Origin of the sequence: Haloglomus irregulare (genome assembly GCF_007421925.1) — an archaeon.
In the GTDB taxonomy this organism is placed as follows: Archaea; Halobacteriota; Halobacteria; order Halobacteriales; family Haloarculaceae; genus Haloglomus; species Haloglomus irregulare.
In genome coordinates this window covers 131,126-153,811 of record NZ_QMDX01000007.1, presented here as the reverse complement: position 1 = coordinate 153,811, position 22,686 = coordinate 131,126, and the positions used below count along the sequence as shown (strand labels likewise).

Below are 22,686 nucleotides of genomic sequence, written 5' to 3'. Positions count from 1 at the left end.
CGAAGCAGTTAATGCGCCGTAATTAGCCTCTTCGACTTTCGGCCGGAACTCTCGTTGTAAACAATTTAATTCACAAGAGTGCACCGATTAATATTGTTTCCTACCGACGCCCGTGCGGTCGCTGTTTTGACCACCCACAAAAGCCACCACAGACAGTCAAGCGCAATCGGGCTCGGTCCGCCGGCGGAGATCTCGCGACCTGCGCGTGAATTTGGCCCTGATCAAGAGCTGTCGCCGCAGTTCGGCCTACGCACCCATCTCAGGAATGACCTCGAAAACACCGACAGTGCCGCTGACCTCGTAGCCAACACATAGCAGCGGGTTGTCGATGGGACTGTCACCGGCCGGGACGAAGTTGACGCCCTCCGGGGCGAAGTCGCCGGCCCGCGCGGGGTTGTCCCCGTCCGGGTCTTCCTCAGCGGCTGCGGCGAGGTCGTCCTCGCTCACGCCGTAATCGCGGTTGACGGCGAGTTGGAGATAGCGGGGGTTGCCAGGCGTCGTCACGTCGTAGCTGACGATACCGCTGCCTTTCTCTTGGCCGACGAAGGCGAACGTTCGGTCGCCGACCTGTCCCAGTTCGATGCTCTCGGTCTCCGGGCCGCTCTCGACGGTGTTTAGGTGTCCGTCCGGGTGTTGCTCGATGAACTCCTGCTCGAATCGGTTGCCACTGTCAAACACTCGCTGGAGCCCGTCAGCGGTCGGCTCCCAGACGGAGAATGAGCGCGTGCCGATGGCATAGATATCAGTGTAGACGCCTTGCTCGTCGGGGTCAGCGAACTCCGCCATGGCCGCCTCGTTGACTTCCATATTGCCGAGATTCTGAGGTTCTTTGAGTTCCTCGACGGTGTCGACGTAGGGGTTTTCCGACAGTTCGAAGCCTGCGGGATCAAGATCGAGGTCACCGAGAAGACTTACCTCGAAATCCTTTGCATCACCTTCGTTGGCTGTGAGAATATAAGTTTGGCCGGCGACCTCGTAAGCATCAATTGCATCTGGCTGATACATCCCCAGTAGCGGCCAGCGCTGGAGGCTCGGGCCATCAGCATCACTGGTGTCTAATTCGTTGCCCGGCAGCGAGAAATTCTTGAAGCCCAAGCCGTCGACGTTGGTCACCGACGCCGAGTCGACGTCAATAGTCGCGATAGCGTTGTTCTCCTGCAGGGAGACAAAGACGCTCTGGGAGTCGGTCGCAAAGGTGACGAACTCGGGTTCAACGGACTGGGAGAACGTCGCAGGCTCCTCGGCCTGCGAAACGATGTGGATACCCTCTTCGCGGAGTTCTTGCTCTTGGCCGTCGAACTCAGTGAATGTCGCCGTTGAGGCACTAACCGATTCGACGCCATCTTCGATATCGATGATAGTCACGGAGCCGGCAGGGTCAGTCTCTGCACCCGGTTCGCCCTCGTTGGCGACGGCGACATGGCTGCCGTCCGGACTGATAGTGACTTTATCAGGCAGGGGTCCGACTTGGACTGCGTTCAGAAACTCTAGAGAGCCGGCGTCGTAGAACGCTACGGCCCCGTCGTTGGTTGCGGGGTCGGCTTCGATAGCCGCTGCGACAATGTCCCCACGCACATCGACGCTGTTCGTACCGCCAACGGAGTCGACGACACTTCCCTCCGAGGCAACAAGCTCGCTGGCTTCCAGTATCGAGTCCTGTGTCGGGTCGGTCGGGTCCGAGAGGTCAAGCACCTCGACCTGTCCTGCGTTTGAGTTGACCACGAACAGCCGGCTATCGCCGGCTTGATACGAGACGATTTCGGCCCCGCCCAGCGCTTCACCGGTCGCGTACCGGCCGATCCGGTCAAGCCGAATCGTCTCAACATCCTCGGGGGCTGGCTCGGGCTGTCCGCCGTCGCTGCCGTTCCCCGACGACTGTCCGGACGTCTGTGCGCCCATTAGCTGAGACGCGGGTAGGATACCTGCGGCAGCCAGTAGTCCGACGAAACCCCGACGGTTTGGGGTGAAATCCTTTCGAGTCACAGGATAGTTGCCGAGCGACATAACATGTTCTATTATAATATCTCTATAACTGAGAACAGGCGTCTGTGAATTCGTATATATTGCTCTTGAAAAGTACGTTGTTGAGTTCTAGAAGGTGATTTTGAGAGCATAGACCGCTTTGAGACGTTGATTATGCTCGCACCGGTTGTAACAAACCGGTCGGACTGGGTGGACTGTACGCATTAGTTGACGAGATCACTGATTTATTACGTTTGATTATCTTATGCGTGAAGTGGCTTTGTTGAAATCCTCAAACGGTGATAGGTTTCGGCGGTCGTACTGCATACACAGCGCGAGTACGCCACAGGGTTCGCGTGCTATCTGCAGTCGAAGCCATGCCGTTTCCTGTTTTGATGAATACGTTTGTCACAGCCACTTGCTGACTACATCCTCTATATTCAGCAGGCTTGTCCTGTCAGTCGGCGAGGGCCTAATCGGATTTGCGTTCAGATGAATTGTATGTTGGTATGGACATCTGTGGGACGAGTTTGCGGTGTGGCGGGCGATTACTCGTGTGGGTTGGTGTCATGGAAACCCCGGTTTCCCTGCCACCCTCCACGAGACTCAAACTAATACTAACCTTACCATTATCCATGGCTGGCAACGAAACCACCGTCAATCAGTCCACCAACAGCCAGTATCGCACCATTGTCCCTCGGGCCCTCGCTGACGCCAACGACCTCAACGGAAAGAAACTCGCCTGGTTCACTGAGCCTGGGAACGCGTTCCACGTGGAGATCGTTGACGAATGACTACTGCTGGATCGGTCGCAACCGCCTTGACAGGGGCCGGTCACAAGTCTCGCTTGATACCAATTAATCGCGCAGCGCGACGCGACAATAAACTCACTCAGAAAATAAACACTGCTCGACATATCGTTGAAACTCGTCTTTTACATGGTCAATGGTTTTGTCATCGCTGGTAATTTGTTCTGCCTGAATACCGATTAAAACTGTGTGGAACAGCGCGGCTGTCTGAGATGTGTCGTCAACATCAAATACGCCCTCATCAACGCCCGCTTGGATGGTACGGGCGATCTGGCTTTGAATGAGGCTATCGCTCTTGCGAAAGAGGCGGGTGTAATCGTCGTTGTGTGCTGCTTGCGCTCGCAATTCAATTACAACCTGCGAAACCCGTACACTATTGCTGTTACTGCCAAATATTTCATCAATAATTATCTTAATATACTCTTCAGGAGACTTACTGGGCGGCGGAACCTGATTCTCAACCTGTTCCAGCATATAATCCAGAAGGTCTACTAACAGCTCATCTTTGTTTTCATAATGATAATATATAACGGACTGGCTCTTTCCCAACTCATTACCTATTTTTGAAATAGTAAGATCTGCGTATCCATGCCGACGTAAGGCGTAGAATGTGGCTTCAAGCATCTCCTCTCGAGTATCTTCTGGATTCTGGAAGAACGATATACTATCAGTCATATCTATTTTGACCGTGCTTCACCTGTCTACTACAATCCAGGTGGTTTATAACTTCACCATTCTTGACGCAGAGCACGTAATCTATCTTCATTAGGCGAGAGAATCCCGCGCTTCAGGGCGGGCGTGAATCGCCGCACGGTAGATTTAGGTGTTCAATGGCCGTATTGTGTGCTAACCGACGTAAAACAACCAAGATAACTCCGAATCAGCGGGGCAGAACCTCGACCCCACCGCGGGATAGGAGTAACGGCGGCGTGGCCCTGCCAGCACCCCCGTCGGTGTGCAAATGTAAATTCCCACCCCCAGCGGGCTTCGGCTTGTGGGAAGCCCCGTCGTTTACGACGGGGAGGAGGTCACCTGCGCTGTATTTTATTACTGTGTTGAGTAATAGACATGGCAGGAGATAGATATATCAATTCTATTTTCAATAAATTAACGTTGTCAACGTCTATAGTTTCGTCATATATCTAGTAAGTCTCAAGTTTTCACCCTTGCAAATTATATGGATCTGTCGTTTCAAACTCTCTGACGACTGATTCCGCGTGACCTCAAAGACACGAAAGTACTATTATGACTGAACATTTAGTCAGAGCACGAATGTTCTCTAGACGGAGTAGGCTGCTAATTCTGGTTGTAATCGGAATCACTCTTGTCAGTGGAACGGTCATTGGGAGTCCAACCACTTCGGTCGTTGGGAGCCCCGATATCATGGCAACGCTTGATGATAATACAGTTACTCCGGGCGAACAAAAGAGTATAGAAATTTCATTAGTCAACACCGGAGATCTTGACAGCGGTTCTGCTCAAAACCCAGCATTAAATAACGAGGTAACCACGGCAAAAGGGCTCACTGTGTCACTCGAATCCAGTGACGCACCTATATCTGTCAAGAACTCAAAACGCAGTCTCGGTAGGTTAGAGGCTGGGCCGAAAATGACAGTACCGTTCGATATCAGCGTAGATGAAGACGCTAGTCCCGGAACGTACGACGCGCAACTGAGGCTTGAGTACGAGTATATAAATGAGATTGACGAGATAACAGGGAGCCGAGACGAAAATAGAGAGACTCAAACGGTCGCCATCGAAATTGATGTTACCGATGATGCTACGTTCAGTGTGACCAATATCAATTCGAATGCACGCGTCGGATCCACAGGCACAGTGGCAGTTAGCGTTGAAAATACTGGGGAAAGCCCCGCACGGAGTGCTTCGGTAACGCTGAAATCACAGAATCAGGAGCTCATGTTGAGCGGCGGTAATACCGCTTCGCGATTCATTAATAAGTGGGAGACAGGAGAAATCCGGACGTTCAATTACCGTGTGAGTTCTCCCGAAACCGCGCAACCAGAGCCGTACGAATTTAGTCTCTCTGTCGCATTTGATACCGAAGAGGGCCTCCGAACGCAATCTGTGGCCCAATCTGTCGCAGTCAAACCTGATCCAGAACAGCGGTTTCTGGTCGTCAACTCAACTAGTGCTGTCGCGGTCAGTAACACAGGTACCTATGAGGTGCAACTCCGTAATACAGGTCCGCTGACTGTTGATGATGCCTCTGTCACATTTATTTCAGATAATTCTGATATAACATTTGGAGAGAGTTCGTCCACAACCGCTTACGTGGGAGCATGGGCCCCGGGAGAAGTTCGGACTCTCCGCGTCGACACGACGGCGAGCCCCGATTCCGAGGACCGAAGCTACGCGCTGTCGGCTAACGTGCAGTATGATGATCAAGAAGGCGATACCAGCACATACGACGATGTGAAATTAAGTCTCAGTCCTGCGCCTGAACAGAATTTCGACGTGTCCAACATCGTGACGTCGCTTCAGGCCGGGGAAGACGGATCACTGAGTGCAACCCTCACAAATACTGGGGAGCGTGATATTGAGAATGTTGTCATCGCATGGGAAAGTCAGCAGTCGACACTGTCGCCAAAAGAGTCACAGTACGCTATTGGAGATCTTGATGGGGGCGAATCAGCTAACTTCAGTTTCGGCGTTGATGTATCCAACAGCGCAGAGGCAGGCCCACGGCAGTTTGACTTCGGCGTGAGCTACCGCGATGATAACGGCGACAGGGTTGAAGCAGATACAGTTGAGGTCCGTTCAGAGGTGGTTGGTAGCAGAGACGAATTCGACATCGAAATACAGAATTCGACGCTTGGCATGGGACAAGACCGGTCAGTCACGGTTACGATAATCAACAGAAAAAACAACACGCTGACGAGCATTGAAGGGAAGGCGTCAGTCAATGATCCTCTCAGCAGTAGTGACGATGAAACGTTCATTACTGAACTGGCCCCCGGTGAGTCAGAAACAGTCTCTGTTCAGCTTTCGGCGGGTAGCGATGCGCTAGAGAAGACGTATCCGCTCAACATAGACTTCCAGTACGAGACGCCTGATGGAGAAACCCGGGTTTCTGACACGTATAGTCTCCCGATTGCAGTCACAAGCCAGTCCGGAGACGGGGGAACGCCACTATGGCTAATCGGTAGCTTTGGACTCCTTGCGATTATTGGCGTTGGTGTCTGGTACAGGCGTCAGTGACCGTCTGAGGATAGTGTTCACATTACAATGCTAGATTATCAGAAATATATTGACATCCTGGACGATTGGATTGTCAACCGTGACACGACAGTCATCGCTGTATTCATCATCACAACGCTTCTTCTGTCGGCAGGTTTCGGTATGACCGCGACCGACTCAGGGACATCACAGTTCACTGAGAGTGTTCCCGCTCAGGAAGCGTTTGACGAGGTTAACGACAACTTTGAGCGCCAACCGTTCGGTGAAGGAACTGGCTCTACAACGCTCATTCAACAGGACCAGAACGTCCTGTCGAAGCCGGCTATTCTCGATATGCTGAGAGCACAGAACCGGCTCACGCAGCGCGCATCACAGAATGTTGTCGGAACGACAAGTGTCGCACAGGCCGTCGCCCAGACGCTGGCCCCGAACGCAAACACACTCCCAGAGCAGATTGATGCCGTAGAAGCAGCCTCACAGACGGAGATTAACTCCGCTATCCAGACCACACTTGACCGCCAGCCGGCAGTCGTAGGGCTACTCAGCAACGATTTAAATCGAGGTGAGCCGTCGGCATCTGCAACACTGACGACTGTTACGCACGAAGTTTCAGGTGTTTCAAGCAGTGCCGGGACAGAAGGGTCATCACCACTGACGGCCATTCAACAGGAGGCAGAGTTCATTGTCAGTTCGGTTGACGGTGATATTTCTGTCTTCGGTAGTGGACTCATTTCTGCGGAGTTGAGCAGTGTTGTCTCCGACTCGCTGGGACTCGTTGTCCCAGCTGCCGTGGTCCTGATACTGTTTTTCCTCATTATTTCATACCGTGACCCGTTTGATCTGCTGATTGGACTCGTCTCCCTTGCGATGGCGATCATCTGGACCTTTGGATTCATGGGATGGGCCGGCATTCCTTTTACCCAGCTGTTGATTACAGTACCGCCGCTGCTCCTTGCTATCGGGATTGACTTCGGGATCCACGCGGTGAACCGATACCGTGAGGAACGAATTGAGGACATCACCCCCACGCCTGCGATGCGGACCGCAACCGACCAGTTGCTCCCAGCGTTCTTTATTGTGACAGGAACCACAGTACTGGGATTCGCCGCAAACGGAACCAGTCAGCTCGGCCCGGTTCGCGACCTCGGGCTTGTGGCTAGTGTCGGAATCATATTTACCTTCCTCATTTTCGGTATCTTTCTCCCGTCATTCAAGCACTTCATTGATCGGCAGCGTGTTCGATACGGCCTCCCCGAATTCAGCATCGCTCCGATCGGCTCTGAGGACTCCGCAGTCGGGAAGTCACTAACTGTCGGTGTCACAATCGCCCGTCGAGCCCCATATATATTCTTTGCCCTCGTACTGGTGGCTACGGCGGCCATGGGGGCGTATGGAACCGGGATTGATACCCGGTTCACCAATGAGCAGTTCCTCCCTCCGGAAGAGTCCCCCGGATACGTTGAGGTGCTGCCAGAAGCTGTCGCTCCGAGTGAGTACACAGTCACGAAACAAATAAATCTGCTTGAAGACACGTTCGAGAGCGGCGAGAGTGACACAGTCACGATATATATTGAAGGATCGCTACAGGACGGAACAGCGCTAGAGGAAATCCACCGGGCGAACCAGGATCCCCCGGGGTCTTTTGTTACAGCCGGCAGGAGTGCAGACGCGACAAGTATACTTACTGTAATTAATCGGTACGAGCGTGCTTCGCCGGAGTTCCGTCGGCTCGTCGCACAGAACGACCAGAACGGCAACGGCGTTCCCGATCAGAATCTCCTGACTATCTACAACGCGCTGTATGATTCGCCGTACGATGACCGCGCGGAATCGTACATGACTGACGATTACACGCGAACGCGCATCGTGTACTCCGTTGAGTCTGATGCGAGTCAACAGGAAGTGACGGACGATACAAGAGCTGTTGCGGACGAATTCCGGATGGGGGGGACTGCAACTGGTAGCGTTGTGGTATTAAAAGCCGTCTCGGATGTAATCGCGGAATCGGCGTACGTCAGCCTGGGGCTCGCAATTCTCGCGTCTGCAGCGTTCCTACTTTTCGCCTACTGGTTGCTTGAACGTCGTCCCGGATTGGGGGTTGCGAATCTTGTGCCGATACTGCTCACTATAGCCGCCTTGGCTGCGACGATGCGATATTTAGATATCCCATTCAATGTCCTCACTGGGACGACATTATCGATCGGAATCGGGGTTGGTATCGATTACTCTGCACACCTTGTGCACCGGTTCTCCGAGGAGTACCGCGGCGACACCGGAGTAATTGAAGCGCTCAACATTAGCGTCCAGGGAACAGGTGGTGCATTAGCGGGCAGCATGGTCACCACAACGTCCGGAACCGGAGTACTCGTCCTTGCGGTTGTTCCAATTCTGGGCCAGTTTGGATTGCTGATCGCCCTCAGCGTTCTTTATTCGTTCATAGCGTCCATACTGGTCCTCCCGGCCTCGATTGTTATCTGGGATCATAGCCGGACAACGCTCGATGCACTGCTTTCGTCGCGCTCACTATTGAGTCCGAACTAGTGGGCGATCTAATACCCATACTCGTGACCTGTTACGGTCCAAATCGCCTGCCCCAGTTCTGACACAAAACGTGTGCGGTTTGAGCAGCCTGAGTTGCGGGGCAACGTGGTTTAGATAAGGATTTCAGCATGTGTTTGATTGAGTGGTCGAAATCCTCCCATCGACATTGTGGCGACTCTGCAGGGGAATCCACGTTACTCGGAGAGGAGAGAATAGCTCAGACATGTATAGCCTCGCCGTGATTACAATCCGTACAGCATGGCCCGGTCCTCGATCGAGCGCTGGACGGTCCGGCGCAAGGTGTCCAGTTCCGTGGTGGCTTGGCGCTGCGAGAGATCGCCGCGAGCGACCCGGTCGAGCACCTCGACGACGCGCTGGTAGTCGGTGGCCTTGACAAGTTGGTCGTCAGTCTTCTCGAAGCCCAGCGGCGCCGGGCCGTGGTAATACCCTTCGTTCTCCAGTCGGGCGTTGATGCCTTGCTGATGTTCTGGCGTTCGATTTTCGTTTCGAGCTCGGCAAATACGCCGAGCAGTTGGAACAGCGCGGTCTGATACGGGTTCTCGTCGTCGGGCTGGACGACCAGGCCCTCGCTGACGATGTAGAGCTCGGTGCCGGCGTCACGGCCCCGGTCGACGGTCCGGGAGAGGTCGCGGTGTCGCTCGCCCTGGAGCAGGCGCGCGCGTTCGCGCACCAGCTCGGCGAGGCCGCCCGCTACGCTGACGAGGGCGACCGGTGACCGACACCGTCGACCGGCATGCGGCGGTGTGCGACGAGTGCGGCGCGACGACGACGGCGACGACCCACGCGCTCGCGAGCGGTGTCACCTGCGAGGCGTGCGCGACGCTGCCCCCGTGGCCGTGACCCGCGACCGCGACACCTGCCCCGTTCACCCCGGCCCCGAGCGCGTCGAGACGCACGACACCTTCGGCGCCGTGTGTCCGAAGTGCGAAACCGGAGGTACGGACCGGTGAGCGGCGCGGAAGACAGCCGAACGCCGAACGCTACCCCGAGGGTGGACGCCGGAAAAACGCGCCGACGTCGCCGACACCGTCGACGTGACGAAGCGGCAGGTCCGGCGGGTGCTGGCCGTGCTGGCCGAGGCCGGCTACATCCGGACCGTCCGGGCCGACCCCGGCGTCGCGAAAGCCTACGAGCCCGCTGGCGCGCCGGGCGCCGGCGAGGCGTCGCTGCCTGACCAGGAGGAGGCCGTCGACGCCACCCCACCCGGACAGGCCCCGTCTAAGGAATACTATACATGGAATGTCCGGGTGGTCGCCGATCTCGGCAGGGGTGATGGCCCACCGGCCCCGGCCGGCGGGCCAGCAGCGAGTGGGCCCCCGGCGCCGTCGGCGGTCGGCGGGCTTCGACCGCCGGACTGAGCCGGTCGCGATGGTCGCGAGGCCGGCGGTCGGCCAGCCGCGGGTATGCGGCCCGGCCCACGGGGTACGAATGCCTGAGTCGGCTGGGTGGAGCGACCCCGGTTGGCCAGGTAGGAATGCCTGGTGAGCGGGCCCGCTCGGCGAAGGTATCCCTTGTCCGGAGCGCCCGCTTCTGTCGAAGCTTCCGAGGGGAACCGAAGCCGGGTGGTCGCCCGGCCTGTGGCGGGGAGGGGCCGGTCGACTCTATCCATGACGCGCGGGGGCGAAGAGTCAGGCTTCGCTGTCCGACATCCCGAACAGCCACCACTTTGCGCGGGTACCCAGCCCGGCCTCGTCCTTCCGCTGTTGGCGCGTTCGCTGCTCCCCGGCGTACCGCGCCAGCTCGGCTTTCTCCTCGCGCTCCTCGAGCACGAGTCGCTTCTCGCGCTCCAGCCGTTCGCACCGGGTGCGCAGCTCCTCACACTCGGCGGTCACATCTTCATACTCGTCGAGAAGTTGCCGGAGCGCCGCCGAGCGGCTGTCCGCGTCGGTTTCCTCGATGCGGGTTTCCAGTCGGTCGAGTTGGTTGGGCCGCAGCGAGACGCTAATCTTCTCCATCGGTGTTCTCCCGTGCGTACCGGGTGTGCATAGATGCCTAGCAGACAGGCGGCAGTCGCGCGTCGAACGCAGCGCCCGGAGCGTGGTGTTCCGAAGGTAGGGCATAATACACAGGTCCAGTAGGGTTGACTCACCTACCTGACTGGTTGATCCCCTTCGTACTCACAAGTGAATTACCGACTTTTCTCAGAACGACGAGAGGAATCTATTCGTTGTCGCTCGACTGCGAGCACCTCAACGTCGCGTTCGACGCTGTCGGGATGACGAACCCTGAGCGTTCTGCGACGAACGCGATGTGCGGACATTTCGGTCGCTCCCCTGTGCCGCAGAAGTCTATATGAACGGCGAGGAGCACGACGCGCTCGACGACGTGAAGTGTCAAGCTCGAATCGTAACGAAGATACTAGACAGATTAGTGTGGGCTCTCGTATGTTCCGATGTGTGCGATTACTGACTGTCTGAGGATACCGTGACCGATACAGAGGGTGAGTCAGCAAGAGTCACGTCCTATTCTGATTTCTGTCTTTCTCACAGTAGTGCGAAAGAGACCAGGCCATCGTAGCGGTGGGTTATAGTCTGGCAGCTTTCACCGGTCGTGACCGTGTTTGAACAGCGACTGACCCTCATCAAAAAATGGCCCTCGCCTCACTGTCTCTTCGCGTCGGTCAAACTCAATCACTCCGGCAGCCTGTAACTCGGGCAGATGGACGTGGTGGAGTTCATACACAAGCGTGACGTACTCTTCGCAGGGGAGCGCTTCCCCATCCTGAAGAATCGGCGTCGCATCTATCGCCTCCTCTGCTGCTGCGGCAGCCACCACTCGTTGCTGTTGCTTCCGCAGCACAGTCCGGAAGTCCTCATGATCCAAAGTGGCCTGCTCACTCATCTCCAGTTGTCCCTCCAATCTTAAAGTACTCGGGCCCACACTCCGAGCACGTTTCCTGATACGGGATAACATCCGCACCGGACATCCGTTTCCGGCCGATTCGAAACGTTCCACAGTCAGCACATACAATGCGATACGGAAGCATTGGTGCCACCTATGCGTTCTCGGTGGGGTCAGCCTCGATACTGCCGTCACCGAACACTGTGACCTCGAACCCCTCGTAGCAGAATGAAATGCTATCAACGGTACCGTGGCCGCTAAATGTCTCCGTAGCCAGTTCGTCAAGTGATTCTGTATCAATAACAGACTGGAGTGGTGTCAGGTTCAGTGGATCTCGATCAAGAGCCGTTGAAACCACAGTAACGACCGCTAAACTTGCCGAATCGCGCGTACTGTCGTACGTAGCTCGGAAGTATTCGCTCTCCGTATCGAATTCAATGGTGCTCAGTATGGTACTGGAACTCATTACTTCGAAGGAGGTACCCCGAAGCCGTAAGGAGTCGGACTGACTGGTCAGCGTGCAGCCTTCCCCGACGCATCGAACAGTTGCTCTAAGACGGTCTCCTCAGCCAACCGGAGGTGTTGATTGAAGGTTTGACGGGTGATCCCCAGCCTCTCGGCGAGTTCGTCACCGGTGCTCTTCCGAGGCTTCTCGAAATACCCGGCATAATATGCCGTCCGCAGTGACGTGAACTGCCGTTCGGTAAGCACGTCTTCGACGATGTCGTAGAGGAGTCGCGGCGAGTACTGGAGTTCCTGTGACTCTAATCGGATATCCGGATACACCTTCTGGGCGGCCTGTACGGCCGTCCTCGGTTCCACATCTCCTGGCACTTCAGCCGTGAGGAGCGGGCCTGCAGCACCGTTAGTCTGGAACAGGGATTTGACTTGTCCCCCCAACTCTGCAAAGACTAGCGACATGGTCGGCGCCTCGACGTGGACCTCAACCCGGCACTCACCGGCGCCCGACTGAAGCAGTCGTGTGTTTTTAACACCGTACAGTTGATCGAACACGTCTATCAACTCCTTTGCCGAAATGCCCCTCCCGGTGATGTACTTGAGGACCGACCCGTCTTGGAGTCGAACGACTTCGTCAACTTCGATGCGCATGTCACCGTCAGCTACGTCGAGCAGCGGCCTGAATAACTGCTTGGAAGAGAGTCCGAGCCCCCGGCGTTTATCGCTCGTCAGCTTGTCCTCGCGCTCTTTCAGCTGGGTTGTATCCTCGAATCCCACAACAATATATTCAACATCTCCGTCCTCACTCAATACAGGTGCCGAATTGCTCGACAACCAGCGTTCGGTTCCGCTCGGGAGGTCGATCCAGTGTTCGAAGCCGTAATCGGGTTCTTTCGTCTCCAGAACGCGTGTCACGGGGTGTTCGTCCTCGCTGACAGGCGTGCCGTCGTCGCGATAGATCTTCCACTCCGGTGGTGGTAGGTTCGAGAGGTGATCTCGTCACGCTCCAGTTCAAGCGTTTCTTCAGCCCGTTGATTCGCGAAGGCAATCTCCCCGGACGGCTCGACCACCACGATGCTAATCGGACTGACTTCAAGGATTTTCTCGATGACCCTGCGCTCGGCGTTGCTCAGCGTCGGCGTCGCGTGGGCATTGGTCGTGCTTACTGACGATCCTTCATCTGGATGGGATCGCCACCAGACCCGGGCGTTGGCACCTACCTTTTTGGTTTTCAACTCACCACTGCTCGCCAACTTTTCTAGGCGTTTGTAGACGGTACGTCGAGCCGCGTCGAGCGAGTTTGCCACCTCTGGAGTTGTGAGTGGCTCAGCGGGGTCGTCGCGCCGGTCGAAGACGGCCAGCGTTTCGGCATAGATATCCCCGGAAGAACCCGATGATGACATACACGCCCTAGGACAAGGCACGCTATAACGGTTCCGTCGATGGCACTATCGTAGGTCGGCATGCTAGACCGGAGTTTCAGTCTAATGCTCGTTTTTTGTCGCCTGCAGATGGTGACGGTATCATACTTGGATCTGTCAGCTCATCTGGCAACTGTGAGCCTAGTGTAGTCAGCGTAACCTGATTCTGATGTGAGTCCCACGTGAGAAGTCCTGTTTCCACCAGGTTCGGGAGATGCATGTGGTGAAGTCTAATCCTCAGCGCGTCGAGTTTCTCCTCGGCAGAGCAATTCTCCCGCTTGAGAAGGTGTTGTGCCACCTCCTCGAATTGCGCCACTTGCACGTCTTTGAGGTAACGGAGCAACTCACGCCTTTCGTCACGGGCCAGTGCGGCATAGATCTCATTCCATTCCGCGCGGTCAACGGTTGCCATTGTACCAGAAAATCGATGCAGCCTCTACTAACCCTTTGCCTGTTATGTAAGTCTGTATAAGTACCTCTGCTTGATGAGAACGCCTTCACGACGGATTCAATAACAGATTTTTAAAACTTTGTTGGTCCCTCGTCGAAGGTTTTCTGAGGCGGTCTGCTGAGAAATGCCGAGTTTGCTCCCTACCTCATCGAGTGTTGTTCGACGAGGAACTTCGAAATATCCATCTCTGACAGCTTGAAAGACCGTCTCCTGTTGCGAGTCCGTCAATTCGAATCTTGGGAGGACTTCTCTGTCTGTCAACGTGGTCAATTGGTTCAATTTAATCGAGATATTATGCTGTTGGCAAAACTCATTAAAGCGAACAAATTTATCATGCGAGTCGAACCGTATTCGAAAGAACCATTCCCCTTTTCCACGGGCTTCAAGAATAGTCGCGTTGCTTTCGGCAATTCCGTCAATAAGATCCTCCGCTTTGTCCTCCCAATCGATGCGGTACAGAGCACTCCCGTTTATCTGATCCAACTGCGTGAGGTCTAAGACGTGCTTACTGGTGCGGAGCGAAGCCTCAAACTGATCAAGTTCGTCTCCGTGTACCCAGACGTACGGCATTATCCGTCGAGACGCCGGGACAACGCGCTCCATCTCGATATGAGCGACGGGGTCCCAGGCTAGTACTTCACCGAGGAGAAACTCATCACCATCGATAGTGAACTCGGCAACGATGCTCATACCCACAGTATCGGTGTCATGTGATATGAATACTCCCTATGCGATTCTACCGGTGAAGCGTTACGAGATACGCGCTGTGGTGAGCGTGGGTGCCGGCAGGGGCGGCGATTCCGCTGTACGAACAACGAGTGTGACGTGGTGCAAGACCATGCTGACCGGAATGCATCGGTGAACATCGCGTGGCGTGAGAAGGCGAAACTTGACCATGACGAGTCGGATTACGGGACTCACAAAACCCAGCCACAAGTCAGGTTGGTGCGTCTGTCCGGGTCAGGGCGCGTAAGCCGCCCATCTTGTTCCGTTCCCTTGCGGAACAGGGAGTGGTCGCCCCTGAACTGAGGGAACTACAAAAGCCTCGGGCTTCCGAAAACCTGCGGTTTTCGGCTTTCGCAAATCGGAGATTTGCGTCACCACCGCGCCCGAGGTTGCCTACACAGTGGGTAGTTCAACGGTAAATATCGCTCCTTCAGGTTCGTTGTCTTCAATCCATACCTCACCATCATGAACGTTGACGAGCGTGTCAACAAGGTGTAACCCTATGCCGGTGCCAGTACTGTCTAGTCCACGCTCTCCTTTCCCAAAGACTGCTTCTTTTTGATCATCAGGGACGCCAAGACCATTATCAGCAATTGTGACTGTTACTGTATCCCCGTGATCGGTTGCCGAGACAATCACCTCAGCCACCTCCTTGTTATTGTGCTGAATGGCGTTCTTCAATAGGTTCCGAAAGACAGAGGAGATCATATCGCTTGCCGCGAGGGTGACCGACGGTATTTCTGTTCCAAACTCAAGAGTCGCACCGGGGTATGAGGCTTGTACTTCGGCCACTTCGTCTGCAAGCATCGTTTGGAAATTAAGTCGCTGTCCTTCAACTTCATCTGTGAGCATAACTTCTGATAAATCCCGCGCCGTTTGAGTGAGTTCAACCGCGTGGTCAGCGCTCTCATTGATCGTATCTATATACTGTTGTTCGTCTTCTGTTTCACACTCATCGTCAAGGAGATCAGCGTACGCTATGACCAGTTGGAGGTCGTTGCGTATGTCGTGTCGCAGGACCTGATTGAGCGTTTCAAGATTGTCTCGCTGCTCTTCGATACGCTGTCTATACTCCCTTTCTGCCGTGATTTCATGAAACACGAATGCGCGGCCTCTATCACCGTTGAGCGGTGATGCCGATACTGAAAAATATCGTCTCTCGTCCTCAGGTGTCACCACAATTTCCGTCTTACTATTGTCCGTATCGGTGAACTGATCCAAGCGCTCATTCGTTCCCTGAATGAAAACATCGTCTGCTGGCATACCTGCGTACTCTGGATCAATACCAAACAAATCCTGAGCAGTTCGGTTGAAATAACTAAGGCGGCCCTGTCTATCGGTTACAACCGTGGCGTCCTCTACCTCCTCCAGTAACGTCTCGCGTGCAACGGGAGTCAGGTGCAAAAAATCAGCGTAGAACAGGGCCCACAGAAAAGCTACGGACAGGATTGTATCCCCAACCATCGTTGTATTATACAGCAGGTCGGGATACGGTTCAAGTCCGGCCACTTCGATAATAAGTGCAATGTAGCTGATTGCGATACCAGCGACTATTGCACGGGCCTGTCGGCGATACCTGCCACTGTGGCTCAAATATGCTTCAAGAAACATCCCCAGCATAGCAGCAGCTGCGGCAAACGCCACAATAAGATGGACTGTCCACCAGGCGCCGAACTCATACACTGGCGTCCCGTTTTGAACAACTGTCGGCGCACGGGAATAGAATAGATCGGCGGGATTGAGGCCAATCATCAGTGCCTCCAAACAAAGGTAGCCACCAATGCTGCCCAGTATCGTTGGGTGTTTGAGCCACGCCCGTTCGGTGTACTCGACGGCGACATACATACCCGAGAAGGCCACTACAACCGCAGCGAGCCACGAAAGACCCAGCATACCCGGAGCAATCAGTTGGCTGTTGAGTCGAGTGCCCGCTCCATAGCTGAGTACCCAGACGGCTGACCCAAGCCCGTGAATAATGAGCGGCGTGCCCCCAGGATTTGATCGATATTGCCACGCAGCCAACGCAACACCCACTGCTATGAGGGCCGGGATCCCGAATATCATCAGATCAAATGGGGCGATACTCACAGTAGGAAAAACAAAAAAGGGGAGTAGAATAAGTATGTCGCCCAGATGCCGAGTGTGTTGGTAAACACATGAAGACATCACAGACTCTCCGTGTAGGAAAGTCTATTCAGTAGTGTCATCGAAATCATCTGTGGCTGGGGATTTCAACAAGGCCGCTAATCCCCATATCTCGTCATAAAAAAGACTAACTCGCAGACGCCGAATAGATCGGTCCGGTAGACCTTGCTTTTCTGGAGGTTTATATACGAAGCCGCGTAATTCCTGAATAGTGACAGCACGCGCGGGACAGGCCCCGACCGGGTCGCGGTGGGAGCGCCTCGGGCCACCGAGGCGTCTCGACAGCGCGGGCTACGAATCGACGCCGAAAGATTACGAAGTAGAAGGGCTCTTCGGCACGAACACCGGCGACCTCGTGGAAGCGCAGTCGTTCGATATGACGTTCCGCGAGATGGTCGATGGTGTACTCAAGACCCACCCCCACAAACAACAGGTCCGATACGACCGCGACGTCTCTCTGGAAGACCTCGTCGCCGAAGTACCGGCGTGCTACCTCCGCTTTTACGACACGTATGACCACGAACAGGGCGACCCGAAACCGTGGGAAGCCGTCTTCCGCGCCCATGTCCTGCGTTGCGTCAAGGGATAGAAGAACGCGACCGCACTCTGGCGCTACCTCAAGGAGAACCCGTTCCTCTGCACGCAGCTCGGCTTTGAGGACATCCCCGACCAGTCTACACTCTGGCGAGCGTGGGAATACCGCCTCGAAGGCGTCCACGACGCGGTCCGGGATGCTGCCGAGGTCGTTGTGGACATCGCTCAATACCACGACATCCCCGCACCCGAAGCCGAGTTCCTCCCGAACCAACCGACCGACACGATCACGACTTCGAAGAGCAAGGACACCCTCGCACGCGAGAAAGCGCGTGAGGTGTGGAAGGGCGCGAAGCCTATCGTTGAGGACTGCTTCCACTTGGACCGCGCCGGCAATGCCTCGATCCCGGAGGGGTCGTTCTGGGAACAGCAGGCCTACCTCGGGATGCGGACCGACATGCACCCGAACGACGGGGCGCAGTCGTTCGCTGAGGACACCACCCGCCGGAGGACGCCGTCGGGCGACTCCCACCGATTACAGACGCGGACGCTGGGTATCGAACGACTCCGGACGATGCTCCGGGAGACCGCGCGGACGCTGGTTGCACGGGCGAAATCGGAGGACAAGATGGGCCGCAAGCAGATGGCGGCCATTGACATCACGAAAGGCAACCCGTGGGGCGGCGAGGTCACCTGCGACAGCAACGGGAAAAATAAGGAACCATGGCTGCTCGGCTACAAAGGCGAGGACGGGCCGTTCTTCCAGTGGGCAGTCATCAAGATTGTCGGCCACGACGTGCCCCTGATCCTCGACGCCGTTCCGGTCGACCGAGGCCGAAAGCGGGCGGACCTTGTGGACGACCTCCTCGACGGTGCGACTGACGTCGTGCCCGGCCTCGACCTCGTGATGATGGACCGGGAGTTCGCCAACGGGGGCGTGAAGGACGCCTGCGAGAAGCACGATGTCTACTACCTCAACCCCGGTGTCGTCCGGTCCAGCAGCGACCACGAACACCAGATCGCCAGGCTCGCCAGGGAAGACAAGGACTTCGACGTCGTTGAGCAGGAACGTCTCGATGGCGGGCCGACGAGGAAGGCGATCTACCTCCCGAAGCGCGAGTGGGAACGCGAAGACGAGGACGACGACGATGGGACGGACATGACGATTCGCCAGGAACTCATCGAGGACTTCGAAGATGTCGGTGATACGACTCCGCTATCGGAGGACCGCAACAGCGACTCTCCCCTGAGCAACCTCCTCGACGACGTTGCCGAAGAGGAGAAGATCGACGAACCGGCGCGGGTCGAAGCGCCGACGGTCCCCTTCGAGACGAATCTCCCGTGGGTGGACGTCGATCCCGACGATGAGCGTGAGATGAAGCACCAGATCGGACGGCTGATGTCTCGATACAAGCGTCGCTGGGGCATCGAGAACGGGTTCAAGAAGCTGAAGACGTTCCTCGCAGAGACGCAGTCTCCGGACCATCGGTTCCGGTACTTCAATTTCGCGTTCGCCTGCGTGCTATACAACTGCTGGCGGCTCGTAGACATCCTCGTCCAGCTGGAACTGGAGAGCGAAGTCGGAGACGGGCCAGCCATCTCGGCGAACTCGTTCTTGACGTTCGCCAAGAAGAACTACGGCCTCGACCCACCCGACTAACCCCCTCGTTTCCTCTGGGCTTACTCGATCGTGAGCGGCTGCGCTATCCTGAACACAGAATTCTTCGCCGATTTGTGAATGGATTCCGAGAGGTTTCACAGAAGCCCAGTTTCATCGAGCCCCGGATAATTCTTTCAGTGCATATAGGCTCGAAACCTATGCATTATAGAACTATCTTCGCAACATCAGCCCGGAGCTGGAAGTTGAGACTACAGCGGGATTAGCGGGGCTGTGATGCGTGGTTTCGGCCGAATCGATGAGCAGAAACTGATTCAGATCGCTTTCTGAACGGCCGTTATTGTTGGATAGCCAATTTATTCGAGGTGTTTCCGAGACCGCGGGTAGTGTAGCCACTTAGACACCGCGCTACCACGGGGAGAGATCCTCACTACCCGATTCCAGTCTCCTTCTTCAGCAGCGTCAGCGTGTTGTCGGCTGTTACCATCGGCGAATGTTCGTACTCACCAGTCAACTCAACCTGCACGAGCAGATCGACAGCCCGCCAGATCGAGTACAACAGGCAGGCGAATGCGAAGTAGAAGAACCGTAGCCCGAAATCCTTCGACGTCGTCGCCGCCATGAACCGCTTTATCGATCTGTAGCCGCTCTCGATTTCCCATCGGTAGCCATACTCCGTAAGGTGTCCGCTCCCCCGGTTCGTCATGAACACCGAATACTGCCGGTGATCGTCGTACTCGGAGTCCTCTTTCCGCCGGTAGATCAGCGTCGTCTCGTGCCATTCGTTCTTGCCGAGGTGAAGCTTCCGATCCGTCTCGTATCGGCCCTGGTCACGCTGGAGCAACCGCTTGGCTTGGGCCTTCTCGCTGGTCTGCATCCGCTTGGGAACGACGTAGGAGAGGCCGCGCTGGCTGATCATCTCTAGGACGTGCTGGCTATCGAACTCCCGGTCCATCAGCACGTTATCGACGTGAACGAGGTCCTCAGCCGAATCCAGCAAGTCCTCGACGATTTCCAGTCGTGTCTCCCCCTTTCGGACGGGGCGCGCGTCCAGCACAATCGGGACGGCATTCCCGACCAACTGCACCGTCGCCCACTGGTAGGCGTATTCGTCGTTCTTCTCCTTCGTTCCGATGATCTCATCCTCGTAGCCAGTTCTATCGCCTGTGAAGGGGTCAGCTTCGGTAATGTCGATCGCGACGATCCCCGCTCGAAAGAACTGCTCTGTCTCCGCAACTTCGTTCAGGAGCCGAGTGATGGCCTGCCGGTACATCTCTCGCACTTGGTCAACCGAGAGGTCGCGGATGTGCTCGCGATGGGCGTGGCCCAGCGGTGTCCGATCCCGAGTCGATTCGTAGACAAAACTGCGAGCCCCTTCATTCGCAGCCAGCCGCTCGCGAAGTCCGAGATACGTCTGTAAGTCCCAGTAGGCGTTCTCGTGTATCTCACAGCCCTCGCCACGTTCCAGCGAAAACGCCGGGAACACGATGCGGCTGACGTGTCCGGTGATCTTCTCTGCCTGCTCCAACGTAGTTTGATCATTCGGGTCTGACTCACCAGACTCGTTCCCGTGGTATCGGAGCTTTCGTGCCGGCTCACGCGGAACCGCGACACCTGCATTCTGTGCTTTGATGAGAATCGTTCGAGCCGCTGTCTCGACAGTCTCTCGGAGGTCAGGGGTGAACCGCTCGTGCCAGCTTCGCCACAGTGTCGATTGGTACGGGATCGTCTCGAACCCCAGTTTATCGCGGACTTCAGGGTGGTTCCTGAGGTAGCCAACGAGTGCGGTTTCGTGCTCCCACCCGTGGCATTCTTGCAGGACGAACACCCGGAAGAGAGTGGCCATCTGGTAGCGTGTCGACCCCGCATACTGATCATGGGCGCTAAATCGAAAGTAGGCTAGCGGGAGTGCACAGACGAACTCCTCGATAGAGTCGTGACTATCGTGATCGAACCACGTCTCTGAGACTGTCCGGATATCAGGTTCCAGTCCAGCGAGCGACGTTCGATCGTACAGTGGTGTCGAATTGTACGCCGGCCACTCACTATATTGTCGTTGGGCGATCCGTCGAAACACAGTCCGACAGGACTGACTGGTGTAGGGCATCAGTCTATAGAAAGTAGAACGAACTCAAAACGCGTGTTATATTTAATTAAACGGGGGTGGGTGGGGGGGGCGGGGTGGGTGTGCCTCTGACGCTTCGCTGGATACCAGTTTGGGAGGTATCCGGTTCGATTATTATTGAGGAAGAACATAATTCTGAACCCAATAGATATACCTGATCAATATTGTCAACGTCTAAGTATTGGCCTTACTATCTATCTTCTAACAGCGAGAGAATCCCGGCGTTCACGCCGGGCGTGAATCGCGTAAGCCCGGTGCCACAGTCCACGCGGGTCTGTCGGGCCGGATATTCCACTTTCACTCCGGTTGGCACGCCATTATGTAGCCACTCCGCCACAGGCTATGTATGGCGAATCTGGTCACGCGCACCTACGTTGCGTCCATTCGCAACCACCAGCAGGTGCGCGACGACCTCAATTCGCTTGGGTTCGCCGCCTCGAAACTCTGGAACGTCGCCCGGTGGACCTGCGACTGTATCTGGAGTGAAACCGGCACGATTCCAGACCACGGCACGCTCAAAGCGTACCTCAAGAGTCACGAACGCTACGCGGATTTGAACGCTCAATCCAGTCAGGCAATTCTCGAAGAATTGGCTGAAGCGTTCGACTCGTGGTACGCCCACCGTCAAAAGGGCAACGGGGACGCGAACCCACCCGGCTACCGCAAGCAGGGCGACGAGCATCCCCGCTCGACGGTCACGTTCAAAGAGGACGGTTTCAAACACGATCCCGACCACAACAGGATTCGACTCTCGAAAGGAGCGAATCTCAAAAAGTCGTGGTCGGACTTCGTTCTCTGCGAGTACGCCACCGACCCGGATGTGGACGTACAGCACGTCCAGCAGGTCCGGGCGGTCTGGACCGGTAAGGAGTGGGAGTTGCACATCGTCTGTCGCGTCGACACTGGCGACCCGGACCCTCCCGGCGACCGGGTGGCAGGTATCGACCTCGGCATCTGCAACTTTGCCGCCGTCGCGGTCGGAGACGAGGCCCTGCTGTACCCCGGCGGCGCACTCAAAGAGGACGACTACTACTTCCAGAAGGAGCGAGCGACGTGCGACGACAGCGACTCCCACAAAGCGCAACGACTAGACCGGAAGCGCCGGGGGCGGCGTGACCACTTCTTGGACGCCGTCTCGAAGGATGTGGTAGCTGAGTGTGCGGCCCGCAACGTCGGGACGATTGCCGTGGGCGACCTCTCTGGTATCCGCGAGGACGCCGATTGGGGCGACCACGGCAATCTGGACCTGCACGGATGGGCGTTCGACCGCTCCATCGAGATGCTGGAATACAAAGCCGCCGAGCGCGGCATCAGCGTCGAGCTCGTGGACGAGCGCGGCACGTCCAAATCGTGTGCATCCTGTGGGACGACCGACGACAGCCAGCGCGTCGAACGTGGGCTGTACGTCTGCGACGAGTGCGGGGTGGTCGCCAACGCCGACGTGAACGGAGCCGAGAACATCCGACAGAAGGTACTCCCGAATCTCGTCTGTGACGGGGGAGATAGGGATAACGGCTGGATGGCACAGCCAGCGGTGCGCCTGTTCGACAAATCCACGGGGCAAGTCGCCCCACAAGAGTGGGCGTCCCGCGAACCATAAGATCCCAACGCTTGGGAAACCGCGCCGTTCACGGCGCGGAGGATGTCATGTATAGTGTAACTCGTAGATTGCCTCTGCTAATAGGTGTCAATACTCTATCCAGTTTTAATCCGTGAATTGCCGCTGCGATAATGCATCCCCCTAAACCGTTTATAAAATGAGGGTTTGGGCCTTCATTGCGGAAATTAAAGCAGAGAAAGCAGCATAGTAAATGATATAATTAACACAATTAAAA

General features: G+C 56.0%; 19 protein-coding genes and 1 pseudogene. 9 read left to right on the top strand and 11 right to left on the bottom strand.

Annotated features, from left to right (window positions below):
• Positions 1-246: 246 nt before the first annotated feature.
• Positions 247-1,899, bottom strand: a complete 1,653-nt coding sequence (locus DP107_RS12255) for a choice-of-anchor I family protein (protein ID WP_202877399.1) — start codon at positions 1,897-1,899, stop codon at positions 247-249.
• Positions 1,900-2,597: 698 nt separating this feature from the next.
• Between DP107_RS12255 and DP107_RS20110 the strand changes: the two genes are divergently transcribed.
• A complete protein-coding gene (locus tag DP107_RS20110) occupies positions 2,598-2,756 on the top strand; it encodes a hypothetical protein (RefSeq protein WP_185977298.1) in 159 nt (52 codons plus the stop codon).
• Positions 2,757-2,849: 93 nt separating this feature from the next.
• On the opposite strand, the gene DP107_RS12250 is transcribed toward DP107_RS20110, so the two are convergent.
• The gene (locus DP107_RS12250) at positions 2,850-3,446 is read right to left on the bottom strand and encodes a TetR/AcrR family transcriptional regulator (RefSeq protein WP_144262440.1); all 597 of its coding nucleotides are present in this window, start codon (positions 3,444-3,446) and stop codon (positions 2,850-2,852) included.
• A gap of 597 nt (positions 3,447-4,043) precedes the next feature.
• Between DP107_RS12250 and DP107_RS12245 the strand changes: the two genes are divergently transcribed.
• From DP107_RS12245 to DP107_RS12225, 6 genes are all read left to right on the top strand, one after another.
• Positions 4,044-5,990, top strand: coding sequence for a COG1361 S-layer family protein (locus DP107_RS12245; protein WP_144262439.1), 1,947 nt, complete (start codon positions 4,044-4,046; stop codon positions 5,988-5,990).
• A gap of 27 nt (positions 5,991-6,017) precedes the next feature.
• Complete coding sequence (locus DP107_RS12240) at positions 6,018-8,510, top strand: efflux RND transporter permease subunit (RefSeq protein WP_144262438.1); 2,493 nt, start codon at positions 6,018-6,020, stop codon at positions 8,508-8,510.
• A gap of 320 nt (positions 8,511-8,830) precedes the next feature.
• Positions 8,831-9,061 carry a hypothetical protein gene (locus DP107_RS12235; RefSeq protein WP_144262437.1) on the top strand — a complete coding sequence of 77 codons (231 nt, stop codon included), beginning with the start codon at positions 8,831-8,833 and terminating at the stop codon, positions 9,059-9,061.
• A complete protein-coding gene (locus tag DP107_RS12230) occupies positions 9,043-9,246 on the top strand; it encodes a hypothetical protein (protein ID WP_144262436.1) in 204 nt (67 codons plus the stop codon). The genes DP107_RS12235 and DP107_RS12230 overlap by 19 nt, the downstream gene beginning before the upstream one ends.
• A complete protein-coding gene (locus tag DP107_RS21130) occupies positions 9,243-9,371 on the top strand; it encodes a hypothetical protein (RefSeq protein WP_272949840.1) in 129 nt (42 codons plus the stop codon). Before DP107_RS12230 ends, DP107_RS21130 begins: the two co-directional genes overlap by 4 nt.
• Positions 9,372-9,565: 194 nt before the next feature.
• Positions 9,566-9,889, top strand: a complete 324-nt coding sequence (locus DP107_RS12225; protein ID WP_144262435.1) for a hypothetical protein — start codon at positions 9,566-9,568, stop codon at positions 9,887-9,889.
• Positions 9,890-10,159: 270 nt separating this feature from the next.
• Here the strand turns inward: DP107_RS12225 and DP107_RS12220 are convergent, their stop codons facing one another.
• From DP107_RS12220 to DP107_RS12180, 8 genes are all read right to left on the bottom strand, one after another.
• Positions 10,160-10,486 (bottom strand): ribbon-helix-helix protein, CopG family, encoded by a 327-nt coding sequence (locus DP107_RS12220; RefSeq protein WP_185977297.1) that lies wholly within the window; start codon positions 10,484-10,486, stop codon positions 10,160-10,162.
• Positions 10,487-11,072: 586 nt separating this feature from the next.
• Complete coding sequence (locus DP107_RS12215) at positions 11,073-11,372, bottom strand: DUF7344 domain-containing protein (protein ID WP_202877398.1); 300 nt, start codon at positions 11,370-11,372, stop codon at positions 11,073-11,075.
• Between the two features lie 154 nt (positions 11,373-11,526).
• Positions 11,527-11,838, bottom strand: a complete 312-nt coding sequence (locus tag DP107_RS12210; protein WP_144262433.1) for a HalOD1 output domain-containing protein — start codon at positions 11,836-11,838, stop codon at positions 11,527-11,529.
• Between the two features lie 47 nt (positions 11,839-11,885).
• Complete coding sequence (locus DP107_RS20830) at positions 11,886-12,746, bottom strand: bacterio-opsin activator domain-containing protein (RefSeq protein WP_185977296.1); 861 nt, start codon at positions 12,744-12,746, stop codon at positions 11,886-11,888.
• The gene (locus DP107_RS20105; RefSeq protein WP_185977295.1) at positions 12,743-13,234 is read right to left on the bottom strand and encodes a hypothetical protein; all 492 of its coding nucleotides are present in this window, start codon (positions 13,232-13,234) and stop codon (positions 12,743-12,745) included. Before DP107_RS20105 ends, DP107_RS20830 begins: the two co-directional genes overlap by 4 nt.
• 76 nt (positions 13,235-13,310) lie before the next feature.
• Positions 13,311-13,664 (bottom strand): DUF7344 domain-containing protein, encoded by a 354-nt coding sequence (locus tag DP107_RS12195; RefSeq protein ID WP_144262431.1) that lies wholly within the window; start codon positions 13,662-13,664, stop codon positions 13,311-13,313.
• Between the two features lie 96 nt (positions 13,665-13,760).
• Positions 13,761-14,393, bottom strand: coding sequence for a helix-turn-helix domain-containing protein (locus DP107_RS12190; protein WP_144262430.1), 633 nt, complete (start codon positions 14,391-14,393; stop codon positions 13,761-13,763).
• Positions 14,394-14,822: 429 nt separating this feature from the next.
• Positions 14,823-16,517: a sensor histidine kinase gene (locus DP107_RS12180; protein WP_185977294.1), complete on the bottom strand. Its 1,695-nt coding sequence runs from the start codon at positions 16,515-16,517 to the stop codon at positions 14,823-14,825.
• A 433-nt stretch (positions 16,518-16,950) separates the two neighbouring features.
• Here DP107_RS12180 and DP107_RS12175 point away from each other — a divergent pair.
• Positions 16,951-18,768, top strand: a pseudogene (locus DP107_RS12175) (transposase).
• 388 nt (positions 18,769-19,156) lie between these two features.
• Here the strand turns inward: DP107_RS12175 and DP107_RS12170 are convergent.
• Complete coding sequence (locus DP107_RS12170; protein WP_144262428.1) at positions 19,157-20,833, bottom strand: transposase; 1,677 nt, start codon at positions 20,831-20,833, stop codon at positions 19,157-19,159.
• 364 nt (positions 20,834-21,197) lie between these two features.
• On the opposite strand from DP107_RS12170, the gene DP107_RS12165 reads away from it, so the two are divergent.
• Positions 21,198-22,451, top strand: coding sequence for an RNA-guided endonuclease InsQ/TnpB family protein (locus tag DP107_RS12165; RefSeq protein ID WP_144262427.1), 1,254 nt, complete (start codon positions 21,198-21,200; stop codon positions 22,449-22,451).
• Positions 22,452-22,686 lie beyond the last annotated feature (235 nt).